Here is a 20775-nt window from a genome sequence, read left to right on the forward strand (position 1 = left end):
TTCCTGACCGCCGCCGGGCCGGCCCTGCGCCGGCCTCGGCCGCGCCCGCGGGTCGGCTATCATGCGCCCGCCGCGGCAGCTGCCGCCTGACGAGTGACTACGCCGCGCATGCGCGTACTACCCGACTACCCGTTCCGCGGGCTGCGCTTCACCCACGCCAACGGCCTGAGCCAGCACTACCTCGACGAAGGCGCGCCCGACGCGCCGCCGGTGCTGATGCTGCACGGCAATCCGTCCTGGTCGTACTACTGGCGCCGCCTGGTGCTGGGCCTGCGCGACAGCTACCGCTGCATCGTGCCCGACCACATCGGCATGGGCCTGTCGGACAAGCCCGACGACAGCCGCTACGCCTATACCTTGCAGTCGCGCGTGGACGACCTGGATGCGCTGGTCGACAACCTGATCCGCGCCGGCGCGCCCGAACGCGGCTGGACCCTGGCCGTACACGACTGGGGCGGCATGATCGGCATGGCCTGGGCCTGCCGCCGGCCCGAGCGCATCGCGCGCCTGATCGTCACCAACACGGCCGGGTTTCCCAATCCCAAGGGCCGGCGCCTGCCGCCCAGCCTGCGCCTGGGGCGCGATTCAAAACTGGGCGAATGGCTGATCCGCGAACACAACGCCTTTGCCCGCGGCGCTGCGCGCTGGGGCGTGACGCGGCCGCTGCAGCCGGAGGTGCGCGAAGCACTGCTGGCGCCCTACGACTCGCCGGCCAACCGCATCGCCACCGCGCGCTTCGTGCAGGATATTCCGCTGGGACCGGGCGACCGCGCCTGGCCGCTGGTGGAGGCCACCGGCCGCGAGCTGGCCCAGTTCGGCGACCGTCCCATGTTCATCGGCTGGGGCCTGCGCGATTTCGTGTTCGACCGCGCCTTCCTGGCCGAATGGCGCCGCCGCTTCCCCGGCGCGGAGGCGCACGAATACGCCGACGCCGGCCACTACGTGCTGGAAGATGCGCACGAACGGCTGCTGCCGGCGGTGCGCGCCTTCCTGCAGCGCACCGGCTGAGTCACCCGCAGCAAAGGAGACGGCGATGAGTGGTTTCTCCGACGGTTGGCGCTGGACCGAGCTGGCCGGACTGGCCGGGCTCACCCTGATCCTGCTGGTGCTGGCGCAAGTCCCGGGCGTGGGCCTGCTGGTCTATCCCTTCCGCCTGTTCGGCACCTTCGTGCACGAAATCAGCCACGGCCTGGCCGCGCTGGCCACCGGCGGCGATTTCCACCGCTTCACGGTGAGTCCGGATCTCTCCGGCCTGGCCTGGTCCGCCGGTGGCTGGCGCTGGGTCATTTCCAGCGCGGGCTATGTCGGCAGTGCGGTGTTCGGCGGCGTGCTGATCCTCGCTGCCGCGCGCGGCATCGCCGCACGCCATCTGCTGCTGGCCCTGGGCATAGGCCTGGCCGTGCTCTGCCTGCTGTTCGTGCGCAACCTGTTCGGCATCGTCACCGGGCTGGGCCTGGCGGCGCTGCTGTTCCTGGCCGGCAGCCGGCTGCGCCCGCCCTGGAGCGACCTGACCCTGCTCGTGCTGGCCCTGCAGCTGGTGCTGGACGGCTTCAACAGCTTGTTCATCCTGCTGCGCCTGTCCGCGGCGAGCAACGTGCAGACCGACGCCATGAGCATGGCCCAGGCCACCGGCATACCGGCGGTGATCTGGACCGTGATCTGGGCCGCGGTGTCGCTGGCCATGCTGGCCTGGACCCTGCGCGCGGCCTACCGCAAGCGCGCCGCGCCGGCCGTCGCCGCGCCGGTGCGCTGAGCGCATGGGCGGCCCGGTCAACATCGCCCACGCGCTGAGCGAGATGGCGCGGCTGCGCCCGCAAGCCATCGCCCTGCGCGTGCCGCAGCGGGCCTCGCGCGGCGCGGAACTGCCGCCGTACCTGGACATCAGCTACGCCGACCTCGACGCCGGCAGCGACCACTGCGCCGCGGCGCTGGCCCATGCCGGCATCCGCCGCGGCATGAAGACCGCGCTGATGGTGCGGCCCGGGCGCGCCCTGTTCGAGCTGATGTTCGCCCTGTTCAAGCTGGGCGCGGTGCCGGTGCTGATCGACCCCGGCATAGACCGCCGCGCCCTGCGCCAATGCCTGGCCGAGGCTGCGCCGGAAGCCTTCGTCGGCATACCGCTGGCGCAGATTGCGCGCATCCTGCTGGGCTGGGCGCGGCGCTCGGTGCGCATCAAGGTGACCGTGGGCGGCCGCCTGGCCTGGGGCGGCCAGCGCCTGGACGCGCTGCGCGCAGCCGTGCCGGCGCAGCGGCTGACGGCGGCGCCGACGCAGGCGGATGAACTGGCCGCCATCCTGTTCACTTCCGGCTCCACCGGCGTGCCCAAGGGCGTGGAATACCTGCACCGGCATTTCCTCGCCCAGGTCGAGCTGTTGCGCGAGGCCTTCGCGCTGGCGCCGGGCCTGGTGAACATGCCTACCTTTCCACCTTTTGCCTTGTTCGATCCGGCGCTGGGCTCGACTTCGGTCATTCCCGATATGGACCCGACCCGGCCGGCCTCGGCGGATCCGCGCAAGCTGGTCGCCGCGATCGGACGCTACGGCGTGGACATGCTGTTCGGTTCGCCCGCGCTGCTGGATACCCTGTCGCGCCATTGCGAGCGCCACGGCGTGCGCCTGTCCGGCCTGCGCCGGGTGATTTCGGCCGGCGCGCCGGTGGCGCCGGCGATACTGGCGCGGCTGCGCCCGCTGCTGGACGAGGATGCCGGCATCTACACACCCTACGGCGCCACCGAATGCCTGCCGCTGGCGGTGATCGAAAGCCGCGAACTGCTGCGGGAGCGCGCCCGCACCGAAGCCGGCGCCGGCACCTGCGTGGGCCGGCCGCTGGCGGCCAACACGGTGCGCATCATCGCTGTCAGCGATGCGCCCATCGCCGACTGGAGCGCGGTGGTGGAACTGCCGCCCGGCGCGGTCGGCGAGATCACCGTCGCCGGCCCGACCACGACCGAGCGCTACCACGCCCGGCCCGAGGCGACCGCCCTGGCCAAGATCCGCGACGGCGCGCGCTGCGTGCACCGCATGGGCGACCTGGGCTATTTCGACGCCGACGGCCGGCTCTGGTTCTGCGGACGCAAGTCGCAGCGCGTGCGTGCGGCGGCCGGCGACATCTATACCGAACAGGTGGAACCGATCTTCAACGCCATCGCCGGCGTGCGCCGCAGCGCCCTGGTCGGCATCGGCCCCGCCGGCGCCCAGCGCGCGGTGCTGTGCCTGGAGCTGGAGCGCGGCGCCGCCGATGCGGCCGAGCGCATCGAGGCCGAGGCGCGCAATCGCGCGCGCCAGTACGCCCATACCCGCGACCTGGCGCATTTCCTGTTCCACCCGGCCTTTCCGGTGGATATCCGCCACAACGCCAAGATCGGCCGCGAGAAGCTCGCCGTCTGGGCGGCGCAGCGGCTGGGCGCCGGACGCTGAAATTCGGCCCGGGCCGCGGCGCGCGGCGGCGGCTAAACTAGGCGGTCCCGGGCCAGTCCCGCCTGATTACGGAATCCGCTATGCAAGCTATCCGCGCCGGCTTCGTCGGCCTGGGCGCCATGGGCTGGTCCATGGCCGCGCACCTGCACCGTCTCGGCCTGCTGGCCGCGGTCGCCAACCGCAGCGCGGAGAAGGCGCAGCGCTTCGCCGCCGAACACGCCGGCGTCGGCGCCGCCACGGCGCAGACAATTGCACAAGGCTGCAATGTGATCGTGCTTTGTGTGAGCGCCGATGCCGATGTGCTCGACGTCTGCCGCGCGGTCGCCGCGAACGCCGCCCCCGGCAGCGTGGTGATCGACCACTCCACCGTGTCCTCGGCCACGGCGATGCAAGCCGCGGAGCTGCTGCGCGCCGCCGGCGCGGACTTCGTCGATGCGCCGGTCTCCGGCGGCGTGGAAGGCGCGCGCAACGGCAAGCTGTCGATCATGGCCGGTGCGCGCGACGGCGTGCTCGAGCGGGTGCAGCCGGTGTTGCAGGCCTACGGCGCGCGCATCAGCCACATGGGCGGCATCGGCGCCGGGCAGAACACCAAGGCGGTCAACCAGGTGCTGATCGCCGGCATCGCCCAGGCCGTCACCGAAGGCCTGGCCCTGGGCGAGGCGCTGGGCCTGGATCCGGCCGTGCTGCTGCCGACGCTGGGCGCCGGCGCCGCCGGCAACTGGTTCCTGGAAAAGCGCGGCGCGACCATGCTGCGCAACGAGTTCAGCGTGGGCTTCAAGCTGAGCCTGCTGTACAAAGACCTGGGTATCGTACAGTCGCTCGCCGCCGCGGCCGGCACCGACCGCAGCATCATCGAGAAGTCGCTGCACGACTATGCGGAGCTGCTGGCGCGCGGCCATGGCGACGAGGACATCTCCGCGCTGATCCGGCTGAAACGGCCGCAGGTCTGAACTCCTGTGCACGGCGTCACGCCAGTGCGCTGCCGTGCTGGTTTCCGCTGCGGCGCTGGCGTACAACGGGGAGTCTTTTCCGCACCGGGAGATTCCCCATGTCTCGCTTCCATGGCTTGTTCGCGGCCGCGCTGTTCGCCGCCGCCGCTGTGCCTTCGTTCGCCGCTCCGCCGCCGGATCTCGCCGCGGTGCGTGTGCCTAACAGCTCGACCACGTTCTCCAGCGCCGTCGCCATACGCGCCCCGCACGACGGCAGCGGCCGTCTGTTCGTGGTCCAGCGCAACGGCACCATCCGCGTCATCAAGAACGGCGCGCTGCTGACCGCGCCCTTCATCACCGTCCCCACCAGCATGGGCAGCGAAAGCGGCCTGCTCGGCATGGCCTTCCATCCGAACTTCGGCAAGCCCAGCCTGCCGCATAACACCGAGTTCTACCTTTTTTACACGCGGCCTTCGTCCGATCCGCAGCTGGGCCAGTACGAAGACGAAGTCGTCGCACGCTTCACCGTGCCCACGCCCGACGCCGACGTGGCCAATTCCGCCGGCACCCTGGTGCTGCGCCTGCCCGACCTGCAGGACAACCACAACGGCGGCGACATCCATTTCGGCGCCGACGGCTATCTGTACGTTTCCTCCGGCGATAGCGGCGCCCAGGGCAATCCGCACGGCTTCGCCGAATGCCTGTGGAAGAAGCCGGCCGACAACAACAAGAACAGCTGCGGCACCAATCCCAGCGGCACGCAGTATTTCCTGCTCGGCAAGATGCTGCGCATCGACGTGGACAACCGCGGCGGCACGGTCAGCGCCGACATGTGCGGTTCCAGCGGGATCAGCCCGGCGGAATATTCGATCCCGGCCAGCAATCCGCATGTCGGCACCAGCCAGACCTGCGACGAGATCTGGTCCGCCGGCTTCCGCAATCCCTGGCGCTTCAGCTTCGACCGCGCCGACAACCGCCTGATCATCGGCGACGTAGGCCAGGGCTCGTACGAGGAAATCACCGTCAGCGCCGCCGGCGTCGGCGGTCTCGATCATGGCTGGAGCCGCTGCGAAGGCCGCCACTACGACGACGCTTCCGGCACCGGCACCACCTGTCCGCAGACCACCAATACCGTCGCGCCGGTGATCGAATACGACCACAGCAGCCGCTGCGCGGTCAGCGGCGGCTTCGTTTTCCGCGGCCCTGTGCGCCGCATGCACGGCACCTATTTCTACGGCGATTCCTGCAACAGCCAGCTCTGGTGGAGCGAAAGCACCGGCGCAACCTGGGACAGCGGCGGCGAGCACTCGCTCACCCTCGGCAGCGGCAACATCTACGGCTTCGGCGAGGACGAGGACGGCTACGTCTACATCGTGCGTTCCAACGGCCAGATCCACAAGCTGGTGTCGGAATTCATCTTCGACGACGATTTCCAGCAGTAACGCGCACGGCATAGCCGTCCCGATGCGGAAACGAGAACGGCGGGCCTGGCCCGCCGTTTCTCGTTCCGGCCTGCCTGAAATCAGGAACCGTATTTCACCGAACAGCCGTACGGCTGCGATACCGGCACGCTGACCGCCTTGCCGCTGCCGAGTTCGGCCAGGGCCTGCTTCACGTATTGCGTCGCTTTGGGAATGTCGGCGGCGTCGGCGCTCTGGATGGAGTCGATGCCGCCCATGTAGCGCAGCACGCCCTGGCCGTCGATCACGTACATATGCGGCGTGGTCTTGGCGCCGTAGGCCTTGCCGGTGGCGCCTTCCGGGTCGAGCAGGTAGGCGGTGGGCGCGGCATTGCCGGTCTTGACGATGGCGTTGGCGCCGGCGCCGTCCACGGCGCCCTGCTTGCCCGGCGCGCCGGAATTGATCGACAGCCAGACCACGCCGGCGGCGGTGGCTTCCTTCTGCTGCGCCTGCATGTTGCCGCTGCCGTAGTGCTTCTTCACGAACGGGCATTCGGCGTTGGTCCATTCCAGCACGACGGTCTTGCCTTTGAATTCTTCCAGCGTGCGCGTCTTGCCGTTGCTGTCGGCGAGGCTGAAGGCCGGCGCGGGCTGGCCGACTTCGACCTTGGCGAGCGCGGGCAGGGCGGCGGTGGACAGGAGGGCGGCGGCGAGGAAGGCGGACAGGTGTTTCATGAGGCACTCCAGCTGGCGGGGGATCGGAGGCAACCGCGCCGGCGCTGCCGGCCGCGGCGCCGGTGCGTACTCAGTTCGGGGCGTATTTCACGGCGCAGCCGTAGGGCGCGGACAGCGGCACGCTGACGGGCTTGCCTGCAGCCAGTTCGGCCAGCGCCTGCTTCACGTATTGCGTCGCTTTGGGAATGTCGGCCGCATCGTCGCTGATGATGGAGTCGATGCCGCCCTTGTAGCGCAGCACGCCCTGGCCGTCGATCACGTACATGTGCGGCGTGGTGGCCGCGCCGTAGGCCCGGCCGGTGGCGCCGGTGGGATCGAGCAGGTAGGCCGTCGGTGCGCTGTGGTCTATCTGTATCTGCTGGTTGGCGTCGCCGCCGTCGACTTCGCCCTGTTTGCCGGGCGCGCCGGAATTGATCGCGAGCCAGACCACGCCGGCGGCGGTGGCTTCCTTCTGCTGCCGCTGCATGTTGCCGCTGTCGTAGTGCTTGCGCACGAAGGGACATTCGGCGTTGGTCCATTCCAGCACCACGGTCCTGCCTTTGAATTCTTCCAGCGTGCGCGTCCTGCCGTTGCTGTCGGCGAGGCTGAAGGCCGGCGCGGGCTGGCCTACGTCGACACGTGCCGAAAGCGATGTGGCGCTCAGCGCGAGGACGGCGGCGAGCAGGGCGGACATCCGTTTCATGGGGAACTCCCGGAAGTTGAATAGGACGGGGACGGGGAGGCCGCCGCGCGCGCCAGGGCTGCGTCGACCAGGCCGGGCGTGAGCAGCTGCGGCAGCACTTCCGGCGCGCCGCCGCCGCGCGGGTAGACCACGTAGAGCGGCACGCCGCTGCGCTGGAAATTGGCGAGGTAGCGGGTGATGGCGGCGTCCTGGTTGGTCCAGTCGCCCTTGAGGTAGTGGATGCCGTCGCGGCGCAGGCGCGCAGCGAAATCCTCCGACGACAGCGCGATGCGCTCGTTGGCCAGGCAGGTGATGCACCAGGCCGCGGTCATGTTGACGAAGACGGGTTCGCCGCGGTGCTGCAGTTCCTCGAAGCGCTGCGGCGTCCAGGTCTGCCAGGCCTGGCCTGCGCCGGCTTCGGCACCGGGACGGACGGCGAGCGTGGTCAGCGCGGACAGCGGCGCCAGCGCCAGCAACAACAAGGCGGCGAAGACCAGGCGGCGCCCCCAGCCGGCCTGCGGCTGCAACTGGCTGCGGCCGTGGTAGAGCAGCGCCGCAATCAGCGCGACCAGGCCCAGCAGCGCGACGGCGGCCGCATCCGCGCCGACCTGGCGCATCAGCACCCAGAACAGCCAGACCGCGGTCACGTACAGCGGCCAGGCCATGACCTGCTTGAAGGTCTCCATCCAGGCGCCGGGCCGCGGCAGCCAGCGCGCCAGCAGCGGGATGAAGCTCAGCGCGACGATGGGCAGCGCCAGGCCGGCGCCCAGCGCGGCAAACACCGCCAGTGCCGCCGCCGCCGGCTGGGTCAGCGCGAAACCCAGCGCCGGCCCCATGAACGGTGCGGTGCAGGGGCTGGCGACGACGCAGGCGAGCACACCGGTGAAGAAAGCTCCGCGCGCGCCGCCGCCGCCGGCCAGCGACTGGCCCACGCCCATCAGGCGCGCGCCGATGACGAAGGCGCCGGAAAGACTCAGGCCCATCGCGACCATGAGATAGGCCAGCGCCGCGACCAGCAGCGGCGATTGCAGCTGGAAGCCCCAGCCCAGGCTCTGGCCGGCCGCGCGCAGGGCCAGCAGCACCGCCGCAAGCACGAGAAAGCCGCTGACGGCACCGGCGAGATAGGCCAGGCCGTCGCGCCGCGCCGCGGCCGGCGCATGCGCCGATTCGGCCAGGCCCAGCGCCTTGAGCGACAGCACCGGGAATACGCAGGGCATCAGGTTCAGCACGATGCCGCCGAGGAAGGCCAGCAGCAGCGCGATGCCGAGGCCGCCGACCTCGCCCGGCGCGGCGCCGTGCGCCGTCTCCGCGGCGGCCGGTCCCGCCGCGGCGGCGGCCGCCGGCCAGGGCGCCGCAACCTGCCAGGCGCGCAGCGCTTCGCCGCGGCGCTCGACGAAAACCAGGTCCAGCGCCGCCGGTGCCGCGACGAAATATTCGCTGCGCGCCGCGTTCACCACGAGCGCGGCGCCGTCGCGCGCGATCTGCGCCGGCGCATTGGCCAGCACCTGCGGTTGCAGGGCGAACACGTCAAGGGCGTCGGCCGCGGGCAGATCGGCGCCTTGTACGCGGATGTTGATGCGCTCGCCGTCTGCACTGACCGCCGCCTTCCAGCTTGCCGCGACCGGCCGCCGGGCCAGCGCTGCGCGGACGGCCGCGGCAGCCGGGCTGTCCGCCGGCGCGGCGGCGGCGGCGGCGACCGGCAGGGTCAGCGTCAGCTCGGCCTTGCCCGGTATGCATTCCTCCTTGCACACCAGCCAGTTCGCCGCCAGCCGGACGGTCGCCTCGGTGCCGGCCGCGGCGGCCGGCACCTCGATCGCAACCGGCAGCAGGGCCGTACCCGAATAGCCGAAATTGAACAGGTCGCCGATCTGCAGCCGCTCCGGAGCCGGCCAGGCGATGGGGCCGGCCTTCCAGCCGGGCGGCAGCGTCCATTCAAACCGTGTGGGCAGGCCGGTATCGCCGGCGTTCTGCCAGTAGGTATGCCAGTGTTCCTCGTGCTCCAGGCGCAGGCCGACCCAGTTCGCCGCGCCGGCGACCAGCGCCTGGCGCTCGGCCACCAGTTCGACGGCGAGATGCTCGCTCTGTAGCGGCGCGGCCTGCACCGCGCCGGCCGACAGGGCGGCCAGGCCGATCAGGCTGAGCAGTCTTGGCCAAGAGTGCGGCATGCGGATCCTCGCGCTGGACGCCGCGCCGGCGGCGGGCTGTGGATGATGGGCTGTCGGAAGCAGGACCGCACAGTAGCGCGGGCTGTTTCAGGTCTTCTGGCTAATCAGCGCCCAGATGTTGCAATGCTGCGCCAGTCCGAGTCGCCGCCCGACAGTTCCGCGCCGCCTTCCCCGTCCTGCGGATCCATACGACAGAGAAGGGGAAATCTCATGCGGCTGTTCCTGCGTGCCCTGGTCCTGCTGGCCGGGCTCTGGCCGGCCCTGCCGGCGTTTGCCGCCGAGCTGGTCTTCCGCGACGGCTTCGAGACGTCCCTGCGCCCGGCCACGCGCGGCGAGGCGGCGCGCTTCCTGACCCAGGCCACGTTCGGGCCTTCCGACAGCACGGTGGATGCGCTGGCCGCCAGCGACTACGCCGCCTGGATCCAGGCCCAGACCGCGCTGCCGCCGAGCTTCGTGCTGCCCTACATGCGCACCCAGGCGGGCATCGGCAATCCGCTGGAACCGATTCCCTTCCACTATTTCCGCCAGGCCTGGTTCGTGCGCGTGCTGGATGCGCCGGACCAGCTGCGCCAGCGCGTGGCCTTTGCGCTGAGCGAGATCCTGGTCGTGTCCGAACGCGGCAACGCCCTGGGCAACGACGGCCTGGCCCTGGGTGCCTACTACGACATCCTGCTGCGCAACGCACTGGGCAACTACCGCCAGCTGCTGGAGGACGTGACCCTGAGCCCGGCCATGGGCCGCTACCTGAGCATGTACCGCAACCGCAAGCCCGATCCGGCCAACAACATCCAGTCGGACGAGAACTATGCGCGCGAGGTGATGCAGCTGTTCTCCATCGGCCTGGTCAAGCTCAACCGCGACGGTACGCCGGTGCTGGTCAATGGCCAGACCGTGCCGACCTACGACGGCGATGTGGTGCGCGGCTTCGCCCGCGTGTTCACCGGCTGGGCCTGCCATTGCGGACCGGGCCAGCCCTGCCCGGCCGATCCCTTCCCGGTGGAGCCGTTCACCTGCAGCACCGAGCACGAGATGGTGCCGTACGAGAACTACCACGATCAGGGCGAGAAGCGCGTGCTCGACGGTGTGGTGCTGCCGGCCGGCGTGACCGCCCGGGCGGAGCTGGAGCACGCGCTGGACATCCTGTTCCAGCATCCCAACGTGGCGCCGTTCGTCTCGCGCCAGCTGATCCAGCGCCTGGTCACCAGCAATCCGTCGCCGGCCTATGTCGAGCGCGTGGCGAGCGTGTTCGAGAACAATGGCCAGGGCGTGCGCGGCGATCTCGCCGCCACCGTCGCGGCCATCCTGCTCGACCGCGAGGCGCGCACGCCGCAGCCCGACAGTGCCGCCTTCGGCAAGGTGCGCGAACCGCTGCTGCGCCTGACCGCGCTGTGGCGCGCCTTCGACGTGATGTGGGAGAACGACGAACTGTTCCCCAACGACCGCGAGATCCACGAGACGCACAACCAGTCGCCGCTGTTCTCGCCGTCGGTATTCAATTTCTTCTCGCCCGCCTACGCCCCCGGCGGCGCCCTGGCCGATGCGGGGAAAGTGGCGCCGGAAATGCAGATCATCACCGCGAGCTTCGCCATCAGCCTGGCCAACGATGTGTCCAACCGCGTGTTCTGGGGCTATCGCGGCGGGCCCATGGACGAATTCGACGACCGTGTGCGGCTGATCCAGCTGCAGCGCTGGGAACAGGCGCTGCGCCCGGCCGCCGGCGAGAACGAGGCGCCGGCCGGCGCGGTGGACCGCCTGCTGGACCGCTGCGCCGAGCTGCTGCTGGGCGGGCGGATCTCGCCGGCGCTGCGCAGCCGCATCCGCAGCCGCGTGCTGGCGCTGCCGGCGGACGAGCCGCTGCGCCGCGTGCAGAACGCGATCTATCTGATGGCCACTTCGCCGGAATTCGCGGTACAGCGCTAGGAGCATGCCCATGAGCAACGATTTCCAGAACGCCTCGCGCCGGCGCTTCCTGCGCAACAGCCTGGCCGCGCTGGCCGGCGGCGCCGGCTTCTTCGGCGCGCCGCAGAGCCTGTCCCTCATCAACAGTGCCTGGGCGCAGCAGCGCGGCGCCGAGTGCGGCGGCGACTACAAGGCGCTGGTCTGCGTGTTCCTGCTCGGCGGCAACGACGGCCACAACCTGGTCGTGCCGCGCGGCAACGTGGAATACGGCCACTACGCCCAGCGCCGCCGCGGCCTCTCCATTCCCCAGGCCCAGCTGCTGCCGCTGCAGGCCCAGGGCGCACCGTTCGCGCTGGGCCTGCATCCGGCCATGACGCGGATGGCGAATTTGTTCAATACGGGAAAAATGGCCGTTATCGGCAATGTCGGCGCGCTGCTGCAGCCAGTCAGCCGGCAGCAGTACGACGACCGCACCGCGCGCCTGCCGCCGCAGCTGTTCTCGCACAACGACCAGCAGGCGTTCTGGCAGTCGCTGCAGGTGCGCTCGCCTACCGACATCACGCCGGCGACCGGCTGGGCCGGCCGCCTGGCCGAGCTGATCCAGGACAGCCACAACCCCTGCGGCCGTCTGACCATGAACCTGTCCCTGGCCGGCGCGAATCCGTTCCAGGCCGGCAGTGCCAGCGAGGCGCTGAGCGTGGACAGCGGTCCCATCCGCGCCGTCGAAAGCGACCGCGAGCCTGGCGCCGTGGCCGAACTCGAAGCAGTCTACGCCCTGGGCCAGGGCAATCCGCTGGTCGAGGAATACCGCCGCGCCACACGCAGCGCGATCGACAACTACGCCGTGCTGCGCGAGGTGCTGGCCGCCGCACCGGCGCTGCCGACCGTGTTTCCGCCGGCGCCGGAAGCGGGCGATCCGCCGTCCGCGCGCTTCGCCTATGCCCTGGGCAGCCAGCTGCGCCGCGCCGCGGAGCTGATCTCGGTGCGCGCCGCGCTGGGCCAGCGCCGGCAGATCTTCTTTTGTTCGCTCGGCGGCTTCGACACTCACGATGCGCAGAGCGCCGATCAGCCCGAACTGCTGAGCGGCCTGGACCAGGCCCTGGCCGCGTTCCACCAGGCCACGCGCGACCTCAATGTGGAAAACGCCGTCACGACATTTGCCGCCAGCGAATTCGGCCGCTCCCTGACCAGCAACGGCGACGGCTCCGACCATGGCTGGGGCAATCATCTGTTCGCGCTCGGCGGCGCGGTCAACGGCGGCCGCGTCTACGGCGCGATTCCGGATCTTTCGCCCGGCAGCACCGATTTCGCCGGCGACGGCAACCTGATCCCGAAACTGTCGGTGGATCAGTACGGCGCCACGCTGGCGCGCTGGTTCGGCGTGAGCGATGCGGCGCTGCTGGATCTGTGCTTTCCCAACCTGGCGAATTTCAGCGTGCGCGACCTGGGTTTCCTGGCCTGAGGCCCGGCGCCGGCCGGGCGCCGCGGCCGGCGGACGAAGTCAGCAGCGAGCGGCGCCGGCCGGTCGTGCGGACCGGCCGGAACGGTCTGCTAGACTGCGCGCCGCCGCACCCGCAGGAACCGTCGTGTCCTCCCCCGCTCCCGTTTCGCCCGCGCGCAAGGCCGCGCTGGCCTTCATCTTTGTCACCGTACTGCTGGACATACTCGCCTTCGGCATCATCATTCCGGTGCTGCCGCAGCTGATCAAGCAGATGGTCGGCGGCGACACCGGCGCGGCGGCGACCTGGTACGGCGTCATCGGCATGGTGTTCAGCGCCGTGCAGTTTTTCTGCAATCCGGTCCAGGGCGCGCTGTCGGACCGCTACGGGCGGCGCCCGGTGATCCTGCTGTCCAATCTCGGCCTGGGCCTGGATTTCGTGCTCATGGCCCTGGTGCAGACCCTGCCCTGGCTGATCGTCGCGCGCGTGATCTCGGGCATGACCTCGGCCAGCTTCAGCACCGCCAACGCCTACATCGCCGACGTGACGCCGCCGGAGCGGCGCGCCGCCGCGTTCGGCCTGCTCGGCGCGGCCTTCGGCATCGGCTTCGTACTGGGGCCGGCCCTGGGCGGCCTGCTCGGCGAGGCCGACCTGCGCCTGCCGTTCTGGGTGGCCGCCGGGCTGTGCCTGGCCAATTTCTGCTACGGCTATTTCGTGCTGCCCGAGTCGCATGCGCCGGAAAAGCGCACGCCGCAGCTGGACTGGCGCCGCGCCAATCCGCTGGGTGCGCTGCGGCTGCTGCAGCGCTATCCGCAGGTCTACGGCCTGGCCCTGGTGATCTTCCTGTCCAACCTCGCCCACTTTGTGCTCAACCACACCTTCGTGCTGTACGCGGACTACCGCTACCACTGGGGACCGTGGGAAGTCGGCCTGACCCTGGGCCTGGTCGGCATCTGCAACGCCGTCGTGCAGGCCGGCCTGGTGCGCAAGGTGGTGCCGCGCCTGGGCGAGCGCCGCACCATCTTCACCGGCCTGGTGTTCGGCGCGATCGGCTTCGCCTGGCAGGGTTCGGCGACGACGGGGCTGATCTCGCTGCTGGCGATTCCCTGCCTGGCGCTGTGGGGCATGGCCGGTCCGGCGACCCAGTCGCTGGTCACGCGCCAGGTCGATCCGTCGGAACAGGGCCGCCTGCAGGGCGCCATCGCCGGCCTGGCCAGCATCGCCGGCATCGTAGGCCCGGGCCTGCATACGCAGATCTTCGCCTGGGGCGTGGCCAGCGACGCGGTGTGGCACCTTCCCGGCGCGGCCTTCCTGTTTTCCGCGGTGCTGCTGCTGGTGGCGCTGGGCGTGGCCTGGCGCGTGACCCGGCCCGCCGCCGCGCCGCTGCGGCCGGAGGCGGCCGAGCCGTGAAAGCGGCGCGTATGCCGCTGCTGCTGCTGTTCGCGGCGCTGCCGGCGGCGGCCCAGTTCGCCGACACCACGCGCGACTACCTGCGCGAATTCGACCGCGACGGCGACGGCCGGGTCAGCCTGGCCGAATACCAGGACAAGCTCAGCGACGCCTTCCTGCAGATGGACCGCAACGGCAACGGCATCGTGGATCTGGATGAATTCGATCCGGCCGTGGTCGGCCCTAACACGCGGCCGATCTCGCTGGCCCGCCACCGCGCCCGCCTGGCCGAGGTATTCCGCCGCCAGGATGTGAACCGCAACGGCTATCTCGATGTGCGCGAACTCGGCGCGCCGCCGCGCTGAGCGGCGGCGCGCCGCAGTTCACGCCGGTTTCTGGTTCTCCCCGTCGCCGCCGCCGACCAGGCGCAAGGTGGCGCGCGGCCCCGGCGGCGCGAGCGCGGCGTCGTAGGGATCCCAGGCCACGCCCAGCCCGGTCAGCCAGTGCCGCTTCACCGCCCGCCGCGCCCGCCACAGCGCGCCGGCGCAAACGCCGCGGCGCTCGCGCGCCTTGCCGCGGCCCAGGGCGGCCTGGCGCAGCCACTGCCGCGCCAGTACGGCGTCCTCGTCCTGCCAGTCCTTGAGCGCGCCGTCGAGCAGGCGCTGGGCGCGGGCCACTTCATCGCCGGCGGCGGCGAAGTAGTCGAAGGCGACCAGCTGCACCGCGTCCTCGATGCAGTCCAGAAGTTCCAGAAGTGGATCGGTATAGGGAATGCGGTTGTGCATAAAGTGTCTCCTCGTCGCGGGCGCGCAGCATGCGGCCGCGCCGTCTCGGTGCCTGCGACCGCGGCGTGACTGGCGCCACGGATCGCTTGTCTCACCCTCTGGCACTTCCGCCGAAGCCGCCGCTGGGGCACCCTGGGCAGGGAGTTCATCGAGGCGTGTCCATGCGGAAAGTCCTGCTCTGGCTGCTGTTGCTGGTCGCCTGCCTGCCGCTGGCCGTGATCGCGCTGGTGATGTACTCGCTGGGCTGGCTGCTGGCCCTGGCATTCCGCTTTGTCGGCATCGTGCTGGGCAATGCGTTTGAATTCCTGCGCGAGATGTTGCGCGGCAAGTCGGCCTAGCGCCGCGCCGGCCGGTGCGCCGGACGATTCCGCGGGATGGCGCGGAGTGCCGGTGACCCCGGCGATCCGCCGGCTCTCCTGCCGCTGACCCTGCTTCAGTCCACCGCCGCGACGACGCGGTCGCGGCCACTGCGCTTGGCCCGGTACAGCGCCTGGTCGGTCAGGCGCAGCAGTTCGGCCAGGCTGCCGGTGTGGCGCGCATCGAAGCTGGCCACGCCTATGCTCACGGTGACAGTGAGCGCCGCGCCTTCGATCGGCACCGGGCTTGCGCTCACCGCCAGGCGCAGGCGCTGGCCCATGGTGGCCGCCTCGTGCGTGCCCAGGCCGGGCAGCACGGCCATGAATTCCTCGCCGCCGTAGCGCGCGACGAAACCGCCGGGTACCTCGCAGGCATCGCGCAGGCGCTGCGCCACCGTGCGCAGGCAGTCGTCGCCGGCGGTATGGCCGTGGTTGTCGTTGATGGCCTTGAAGTGGTCAATGTCGATCATCAGCAGGCTGAACAGCGGCGAGCCGGCCTGGGCCGCCTGCCAGATCGCATCCAGCGACTGGTCCAGATAGCGCCGGTTGTAGGCGCCGGTCAGGCCGTCGCGCAGCGAGGATTCGCGCAGCTGGCGGTTGGCCTGTTCCAGCCGCTGCGCCGTCGCGGCCAGCTCCAGCGTGCGCTCGCTCACGCGCTGCTCCAGCAGCTCGCGGGCTTCGGTGGCGAGGCGCTCGTTGGCATCGCGCAGCAGGTGGATGCGATAGGCCAGCGAGAACGACAACAGCAGCATTTCCGCGGCGGAGCCGAATTGCACGCTGTACTCGGTCAGCACCGTGCGCGGGATCACGCCGAAGGACGACAGCGGCAAGGCGATGCCGCCGCCGATCAGCAAGGTCCAGGCGATCAGGTAATACCAGGCCGGCCGGTAGCCGCGCCGGGCGCAGATCACCGCGGCCGCGGTCACCACCAGGCCCAGCGCGATCACGCCCAGGTTGAAGACAATGGTGATGTCGTAGCGCCAGCGCGTGAAGGCGAACGCGATCAGCGCGGCGAAGACCGCCACGCTGTAGCGCAGCGCCCGCGCCAGCGCCGGCAGGTGCTGGTTCAGATCGAGGAAGCTGGCCGCGAACATCACCGTGGTGCACAGCACCGCGCCTATGGAAAACGGCAGCGAGGTGTTCTGCCACTCCGGCGAGTCCGGCCACAGGTACTGGAAGCCCACGCCGTTGAACGACAGCATGAGCAGGCCGAACGCGGCGACATAGGCGACGTAGTAGAGATAGGTCGGGTCGCGGATCGACAGCAGCACGGCCAGGTTGTACAGCAGCAGGGCCAGCAGCAGGCCGTAGTACAGCCCGGCGCCGGCCTGGCCGTCGTAGCTGGCGCGGTACAGCTCGTTGGGCGTGTACAGCGCCAGCGGCAGCTGGATCGAGGAACTGGATTCCACCCGCAGCAGGATGTCCACCGCCTCGCCGGCACCCAGGTCCAGCGCGGTATTGGGGAAACGGTGCGGTTCGCTGCGTTCGGCGAAGGGCAGGGCGTCGCCGAGCCGGGCCGTGTGGCTGGCGCCGGCCGCATCGCGCCACCACAGGTCGATGCGGTCCAGCCGCGGCTGTTCCACCGTCAGCAGCCAGCGCCGTGCCGGATGGTCGCGGTTCTCCACCCGCAGGGCGAACCAGAAAGCGTCATGGCTGAAGCCGTAGCTGGCCGATTCCTGCACCGGCCGGAAGCGGCCCTCGGCCAGGGCCTGCCAGGCCTGGGCCGGGTCCAGCGCATGGCCCGGATCGCGCAGCAGGGACAGGCCCGCGTGCAGGTCGATGCGGAAGCCGCTGTCGCGGCCGAGCGCGACCGGCTCGGCCGCCTGCGCCAGCAAGGCGCAGAACAACAGCCACAGCGCGCCGCCGCGGCCCAGCCATCGTCGCAACTCCCCCCTGTCCATGGGCGGCATCATATCGCTGCGCCCGGCGTCATGAATGACACAGGTTCCGCTTTGCCGATTGCGCACCGGGGCTGACGCCGCGGCCGATTGCCGCCAGAATGGGACGTTGTCCCGATTCCAGCCCTATGTCCGACCGTATCGACTGTCCCTGTGGTTCCGACCAGGCCTATGCCGAGTGCTGCATGCCGCTGCACGCCGGCGCCGCGGCCAGCACCGCCGAAGCGCTGATGCGCTCGCGCTATACCGCGTATGTGCTGGGTCTTGAGGATTATCTGCTGGCGAGCTGGCACCGCTCGACCCGCCCCGCCGCGCTGAATCTGGCGCGGGAGAAGCCGGCGCCGCGCTGGCACGGCCTCAAGGTGCTGCGCTATCAGCCGGTGGACGAGAACAACGCCTTCGTCGAGTTCGTCGCCAAGTACAAGGTCGGCGGCGGCAGCATGCAGCGGCTGCGCGAACTCAGCCGCTTCCGCCGCGAGGACGGCCACTGGTACTACGTCGCCGGCGAGTGGAGCACCTGAGGCCCGAAGCGCACGTTCTGCGCCATCTGCTCGCAGGGGTGCCACCACTCGGTCAGGCTCATGCGTTCGAGCAGGAAATCCACGAACACGCGCACCTTGGGCAGCTGTGAGCGGCCCGGCGGATAGACCGCGTTGAGATCCAGCGCCGGGCCCTGCCAGGCACTGAGCACGCGCCGCACCTTGCCGCCGGCGACCAGCGGCTCGACCAGGCTCTCGCTGATCAGGGCCAGGCCGCTGCCGTTGACCAGGGCGCTGCGCAATACGGTGGGATCGTTGGCGACGAACACCGGCGAGACGGCGAAGTCGCCGCCCGCCGCACCGTTGCGCAGGCTCCAGACATAGCGCCCGCTGGCATTGCGGTGCTGGCTCATGGCCAGGGTCTGGTGATGGGCCAGTTCCTCCGGCGTGATCGGCTCGCCGTGGCGGGCGATATAGTCGGGGCTGGCATAGACCTGGGCGACAAAGCTGCCCAGGCGGCGCGCACTGAAGCTGGAATCCGCCAGCGGCCCCACGCGCAGGGCCAGGTCGATCTCCGAGGCGACCAGGTCCAGCCGGTCGTTGCTCAGCACCAGCTCCACGCGCAGCTCCGGATGACGGCGTAGGAACTCCGGCAGGATAGGCGCCAGCGCGTTGTTGCCCAGGGTGTAGGGCGCGGTCACGCGCAGCCAGCCGCGCGGCGCGCCGTGCAGCTGGTTCACCGCGCTTTCGGCCGCATCCAGGTCGCGGGCGATGTTGCGGCAGTGTTCGTAATACAGCGCGCCGGCCTCGGTCAGGCCTATGCGCCGGGTGGTGCGCTTGAGCAGGTGCAGGCCCAGGCGCTGTTCCAGTTCCTGCACCTTGCGGCTGACGCTGGTCTTGGGCAGGCCCAGCGCGCGTGCGGCGGCGGAGAAGCCGCCGTGATCCACCACGCGCACAAAGATCAGGGTTTCATTGAAATCGCGCGTCATGACAGCGGCCGATTGTTCCAGCGATGGGAAAATCATTCCCGAATCGGCCCACTAATGAAAGTCCGCGGCCGTTCCTACCTAGCAAACCCAGTCAACCCGCCGGCGGCGAGGGAACTGTCCCGTCCATGGACCGAAGTCCCGGCCATGCACCCGACAGCGGCGCCAGCCCGGGTTCGTACCTGTCCACGAGGCGGTCTTCATGAAATCCAGTGTCATCGTCGTCGGCGCCAGCGGAGGCATAGGCAGCGGGGTGGTCGCCAGCCTGCTTGCCGAGGGCTATCCGGTGGTCGGCGTCGGCCGTCACCGCGACACCTTGCTCGACCTGGCCGACCGCCTGCAGCGCCCGGCGGGCCTGACCCTGCTGCCGGCCAGCGTGGAAAGCGAGACCGCCGCGCGCGACCTGGTGCAGCAGCTGGCCGGCCTGCGCCGCCGCTTCGCCGGCGCCGTGGTCGCCATAGGCCCGCCGCGAGAATGCGGCCGCCTGCTGGAGCGCGATGAAGTCTTCCTGGAAGACCGCCTGCACGCCCACGTCGTGACCCAGTTCAGCGCGGCGCGGCACCTGATTCCGTTCCTGGCGCAGAACTCGCCGAACGCGCTGTTCCTGGGCGTGTCCAGCGCCGCCACCGAACATCCCTGGGCCGGCTTCGGCCATTTCTCCATCGCCAATGCGGCCCTGCGCATGCTGGCCAAGGTGCTCCATGCCGAATCGCGCGACCTGCCGGTGCGCGTGCAGCAGCTGGCCCTGGCCGGGCTGGTGCGCACCTACCGCAACGATCACTGCGCCTGCAGCGAATGGCTGGAAGCCGACGCCGTGGGCCGCGCCGCGATCGACCTGTTGCAGCACTCCGACGGCAGCGCCGCGGTGCTGGAACTGCGTCCCGGCGGCAGTCCCGAACCTGTTGAATGACCTTGAAGATCCGAAGGAGTGGGAAATGAGTACGAAAACCTTACCCGTCTGGCCCGCGCTGGCGAACGCCGCTCTGCTGATGCTGCTGGGCCTGGCCCTGGCCGGCTGCAGCAAGTCCGGCGGCGCGCCGCCGCAGATGCCGCCGCCGCAGGTCAATGTCGCGGCCGTGGTGCAGAAGGACGTGACCCTGTGGGATGAATTCACCGGCCGCATCGAGGCCGTGGACAAGGTGGAAGTACGCCCGCGCGTGGCCGGCTATCTCGAAAAGGTGAACTTCGAGGAAGGCCATGACGTGAAGAAGGGCGAGCTGCTGTTCCAGATCGACGACCGCGAATACCGCGCCGCCCACGCCCGCGCCGTGGCCGAGGTGGAACGCGCCCGCTCGCGCGCCGCGCTGGCCCAGCGCCAGCTGGAGCGCTCGCGCCAGCTGGTCAGCAACAAGCTGGTCGCGCGCAACGATCTCGACCTGCGCGAGGACGAACTGGCCCAGGCCCAGGCCGACGTGAAGGCCACCCAGGCGGCGGCCGAGCAGGCCCGGCTCAACCTCGATTTCACCCGCATCACCGCGCCCATCGACGGCCGCGTCGGCAAGGCTCTGGTCACCCAGGGCAACCTGGTCGCGCCGGGCAGTTCGCTGCTGACCACGGTGGTGTCGATGGATCCGGTCTACGTCAGCTTTGAAGGCGACGAGAACACCTATCTGCGCTACCAGGGCCTGGACCGCCAGGGCGAGCGCCAGTCCTCCCGCATCGCCAGCAACCCGGTGCGCATGGGCCTGGCCGACGAGCAGGGCTACCCGCACGAAGGCGTGATGAACTTCGTCGACAACGAGCTGGATGCCGGTACCGGCACCATCCGCGCCCGCGCCGTGTTCTCCAACAAGGACGGCCTGTTCACGCCGGGCCTGTTCGCCCGCATCCGCCTGCTCGGCAGCGGCGCCCAGTCGGCCCTGCTGATCAACGACCGCGCCGTGCTCACCGACCAGGACCGCAAGTTCGTCTACGTGATCGGCCCGGAGAACAAGGCCCTGCGCCGCGACGTGAAGCTGGGCGCGGCGGTGGACGGCCTGCGCATCGTCACCGACGGTCTGGCCGCCAACGACCGCGTCGTGGTCAACGGCGTGCAGAAGGTGTTCTTCCCTGGCATGCCGGTAGCGCCGCTGGACGTGCCCATGGACAAGCCCGAGCAGGCGCCGCCCGCGGTGGCCAGCGCCGGCGCGGCCGGATCGCACTAGCACCGGCCCGGCGCCGCGGCCCGCAGGACGCACGGCTTCCCCGTCCACCGGCGGGGTTGCCGCCGGCTTGCCCGGCCGCCGCCGCGACTGCAGCG

At 70.4% G+C, this 20775-nt stretch carries 19 protein-coding genes; 13 read left to right on the plus strand and 6 right to left on the minus strand.

Going from position 1 to position 20775, the window contains the following annotated elements; genetic code table 11:
- Nucleotides 1-108 precede the first annotated feature (108 nt).
- From NM961_RS14725 to NM961_RS14745, 5 genes are all read left to right on the plus strand, one after another.
- Nucleotides 109-1008 carry an alpha/beta fold hydrolase gene (locus tag NM961_RS14725; RefSeq protein ID WP_255915162.1) on the plus strand — a complete coding sequence of 300 codons (900 nt, stop codon included), beginning with the start codon at nt 109-111 and terminating at the stop codon, nt 1006-1008.
- Nucleotides 1009-1033: 25 nt separating this feature from the next.
- Complete coding sequence (locus tag NM961_RS14730) at nt 1034-1753, plus strand: M50 family metallopeptidase (RefSeq protein WP_255915163.1); 720 nt, start codon at nt 1034-1036, stop codon at nt 1751-1753.
- A 4-nt stretch (nt 1754-1757) separates the two neighbouring features.
- Nucleotides 1758-3416 (plus strand): fatty acid CoA ligase family protein, encoded by a 1659-nt coding sequence (locus NM961_RS14735; RefSeq protein ID WP_255915164.1) that lies wholly within the window; start codon nt 1758-1760, stop codon nt 3414-3416.
- Nucleotides 3417-3496: 80 nt separating this feature from the next.
- Nucleotides 3497-4366, plus strand: coding sequence for an NAD(P)-dependent oxidoreductase (locus NM961_RS14740; protein ID WP_255915165.1), 870 nt, complete (start codon nt 3497-3499; stop codon nt 4364-4366).
- Between the two features lie 98 nt (nt 4367-4464).
- Nucleotides 4465-5787 carry a PQQ-dependent sugar dehydrogenase gene (locus NM961_RS14745; RefSeq protein ID WP_255915166.1) on the plus strand — a complete coding sequence of 441 codons (1323 nt, stop codon included), beginning with the start codon at nt 4465-4467 and terminating at the stop codon, nt 5785-5787.
- Nucleotides 5788-5867: 80 nt separating this feature from the next.
- Here the strand turns inward: NM961_RS14745 and NM961_RS14750 are convergent, their stop codons facing one another.
- The 3 genes from NM961_RS14750 to NM961_RS14760 all read right to left on the minus strand — a co-directional run bounded on the left by NM961_RS14750 (nt 5868) and on the right by NM961_RS14760 (nt 9305).
- Entirely contained in the window at nt 5868-6479 is a 612-nt protein-coding gene (locus NM961_RS14750; protein WP_255915167.1) for a thioredoxin family protein, read from the minus strand.
- 70 nt (nt 6480-6549) lie between these two features.
- Nucleotides 6550-7161 (minus strand): thioredoxin family protein, encoded by a 612-nt coding sequence (locus tag NM961_RS14755; RefSeq protein WP_255915168.1) that lies wholly within the window; start codon nt 7159-7161, stop codon nt 6550-6552.
- Nucleotides 7158-9305 (minus strand): protein-disulfide reductase DsbD family protein, encoded by a 2148-nt coding sequence (locus NM961_RS14760; protein WP_255915169.1) that lies wholly within the window; start codon nt 9303-9305, stop codon nt 7158-7160. Before NM961_RS14760 ends, NM961_RS14755 begins: the two co-directional genes overlap by 4 nt.
- Before the next feature lie 210 nt (nt 9306-9515).
- On the opposite strand from NM961_RS14760, the gene NM961_RS14765 reads away from it, so the two are divergent.
- From NM961_RS14765 to NM961_RS14780, 4 genes are all read left to right on the plus strand, one after another.
- On the plus strand, nt 9516-11225 hold the full coding sequence (locus NM961_RS14765) for a DUF1800 domain-containing protein (RefSeq protein WP_255915170.1): 1710 nt from the start codon (nt 9516-9518) through the stop codon (nt 11223-11225).
- A gap of 10 nt (nt 11226-11235) precedes the next feature.
- Complete coding sequence (locus NM961_RS14770; protein WP_255915171.1) at nt 11236-12666, plus strand: DUF1501 domain-containing protein; 1431 nt, start codon at nt 11236-11238, stop codon at nt 12664-12666.
- Between the two features lie 124 nt (nt 12667-12790).
- Complete coding sequence (locus tag NM961_RS14775) at nt 12791-14053, plus strand: TCR/Tet family MFS transporter (protein WP_255915172.1); 1263 nt, start codon at nt 12791-12793, stop codon at nt 14051-14053.
- The gene (locus NM961_RS14780; protein WP_255915173.1) at nt 14050-14397 is read left to right on the plus strand and encodes an EF-hand domain-containing protein; all 348 of its coding nucleotides are present in this window, start codon (nt 14050-14052) and stop codon (nt 14395-14397) included. The genes NM961_RS14775 and NM961_RS14780 overlap by 4 nt, the downstream gene beginning before the upstream one ends.
- Before the next feature lie 18 nt (nt 14398-14415).
- Here the strand turns inward: NM961_RS14780 and NM961_RS14785 are convergent, their stop codons facing one another.
- Nucleotides 14416-14817 (minus strand): hypothetical protein, encoded by a 402-nt coding sequence (locus NM961_RS14785; RefSeq protein ID WP_255915174.1) that lies wholly within the window; start codon nt 14815-14817, stop codon nt 14416-14418.
- 161 nt (nt 14818-14978) lie between these two features.
- Between NM961_RS14785 and NM961_RS14790 the strand changes: the two genes are divergently transcribed.
- A complete protein-coding gene (locus tag NM961_RS14790) occupies nt 14979-15155 on the plus strand; it encodes a hypothetical protein (protein ID WP_255915175.1) in 177 nt (58 codons plus the stop codon).
- A gap of 95 nt (nt 15156-15250) precedes the next feature.
- Here NM961_RS14790 and NM961_RS14795 read toward each other — a convergent pair whose 3' ends face one another.
- Complete coding sequence (locus NM961_RS14795) at nt 15251-17074, minus strand: sensor domain-containing diguanylate cyclase (protein ID WP_255915176.1); 1824 nt, start codon at nt 17072-17074, stop codon at nt 15251-15253.
- A 125-nt stretch (nt 17075-17199) separates the two neighbouring features.
- On the opposite strand from NM961_RS14795, the gene NM961_RS14800 reads away from it, so the two are divergent.
- On the plus strand, nt 17200-17592 hold the full coding sequence (locus NM961_RS14800) for a YchJ family protein (RefSeq protein WP_255915177.1): 393 nt from the start codon (nt 17200-17202) through the stop codon (nt 17590-17592).
- Here NM961_RS14800 and NM961_RS14805 read toward each other — a convergent pair.
- Complete coding sequence (locus tag NM961_RS14805) at nt 17565-18575, minus strand: LysR family transcriptional regulator (protein WP_255915178.1); 1011 nt, start codon at nt 18573-18575, stop codon at nt 17565-17567. The genes NM961_RS14800 and NM961_RS14805 overlap by 28 nt on opposite strands.
- Nucleotides 18576-18738: 163 nt before the next feature.
- Here NM961_RS14805 and NM961_RS14810 point away from each other — a divergent pair, with 163 nt between their 5' ends.
- Both NM961_RS14810 and NM961_RS14815 read left to right on the plus strand, forming a co-directional pair.
- A complete protein-coding gene (locus tag NM961_RS14810; protein ID WP_255915179.1) occupies nt 18739-19446 on the plus strand; it encodes an SDR family NAD(P)-dependent oxidoreductase in 708 nt (235 codons plus the stop codon).
- 25 nt (nt 19447-19471) lie between these two features.
- Nucleotides 19472-20680 (plus strand): efflux RND transporter periplasmic adaptor subunit, encoded by a 1209-nt coding sequence (locus NM961_RS14815; RefSeq protein ID WP_255915180.1) that lies wholly within the window; start codon nt 19472-19474, stop codon nt 20678-20680.
- Nucleotides 20681-20775 lie beyond the last annotated feature (95 nt).

Origin of the sequence: Tahibacter harae, assembly GCF_024437735.1 — a bacterium.
Classification (GTDB): Bacteria; Pseudomonadota; Gammaproteobacteria; order Xanthomonadales; family Rhodanobacteraceae; genus Tahibacter; species Tahibacter harae.

Bases quoted from the DNA above. Each gene is read 5' to 3' on its own strand.
- NM961_RS14805 (WP_255915178.1), bottom strand. From the start codon at position 18,575: ATGATTTTCCCATCGCTGGAACAATCGGCCGCTGTCATGACGCGCGAT.
- NM961_RS14725 (WP_255915162.1), top strand. From the start codon at position 109: ATGCGCGTACTACCCGACTACCCGTTCCGCGGGCTGCGCTTCACCCAC.
- NM961_RS14730 (WP_255915163.1), top strand. From the start codon at position 1,034: ATGAGTGGTTTCTCCGACGGTTGGCGCTGGACCGAGCTGGCCGGACTG.
- NM961_RS14790 (WP_255915175.1), top strand. From the start codon at position 14,979: ATGCGGAAAGTCCTGCTCTGGCTGCTGTTGCTGGTCGCCTGCCTGCCG.
- NM961_RS14755 (WP_255915168.1), bottom strand. From the start codon at position 7,161: ATGAAACGGATGTCCGCCCTGCTCGCCGCCGTCCTCGCGCTGAGCGCC.
- NM961_RS14765 (WP_255915170.1), top strand. From the start codon at position 9,516: ATGCGGCTGTTCCTGCGTGCCCTGGTCCTGCTGGCCGGGCTCTGGCCG.
- NM961_RS14740 (WP_255915165.1), top strand. From the start codon at position 3,497: ATGCAAGCTATCCGCGCCGGCTTCGTCGGCCTGGGCGCCATGGGCTGG.
- NM961_RS14785 (WP_255915174.1), bottom strand. From the start codon at position 14,817: ATGCACAACCGCATTCCCTATACCGATCCACTTCTGGAACTTCTGGAC.
- NM961_RS14735 (WP_255915164.1), top strand. From the start codon at position 1,758: ATGGGCGGCCCGGTCAACATCGCCCACGCGCTGAGCGAGATGGCGCGG.
- NM961_RS14800 (WP_255915177.1), top strand. From the start codon at position 17,200: ATGTCCGACCGTATCGACTGTCCCTGTGGTTCCGACCAGGCCTATGCC.
- NM961_RS14815 (WP_255915180.1), top strand. From the start codon at position 19,472: ATGAGTACGAAAACCTTACCCGTCTGGCCCGCGCTGGCGAACGCCGCT.
- NM961_RS14750 (WP_255915167.1), bottom strand. From the start codon at position 6,479: ATGAAACACCTGTCCGCCTTCCTCGCCGCCGCCCTCCTGTCCACCGCC.
- NM961_RS14760 (WP_255915169.1), bottom strand. From the start codon at position 9,305: ATGCCGCACTCTTGGCCAAGACTGCTCAGCCTGATCGGCCTGGCCGCC.
- NM961_RS14810 (WP_255915179.1), top strand. From the start codon at position 18,739: ATGAAATCCAGTGTCATCGTCGTCGGCGCCAGCGGAGGCATAGGCAGC.
- NM961_RS14770 (WP_255915171.1), top strand. From the start codon at position 11,236: ATGAGCAACGATTTCCAGAACGCCTCGCGCCGGCGCTTCCTGCGCAAC.
- NM961_RS14745 (WP_255915166.1), top strand. From the start codon at position 4,465: ATGTCTCGCTTCCATGGCTTGTTCGCGGCCGCGCTGTTCGCCGCCGCC.
- NM961_RS14795 (WP_255915176.1), bottom strand. From the start codon at position 17,074: ATGGACAGGGGGGAGTTGCGACGATGGCTGGGCCGCGGCGGCGCGCTG.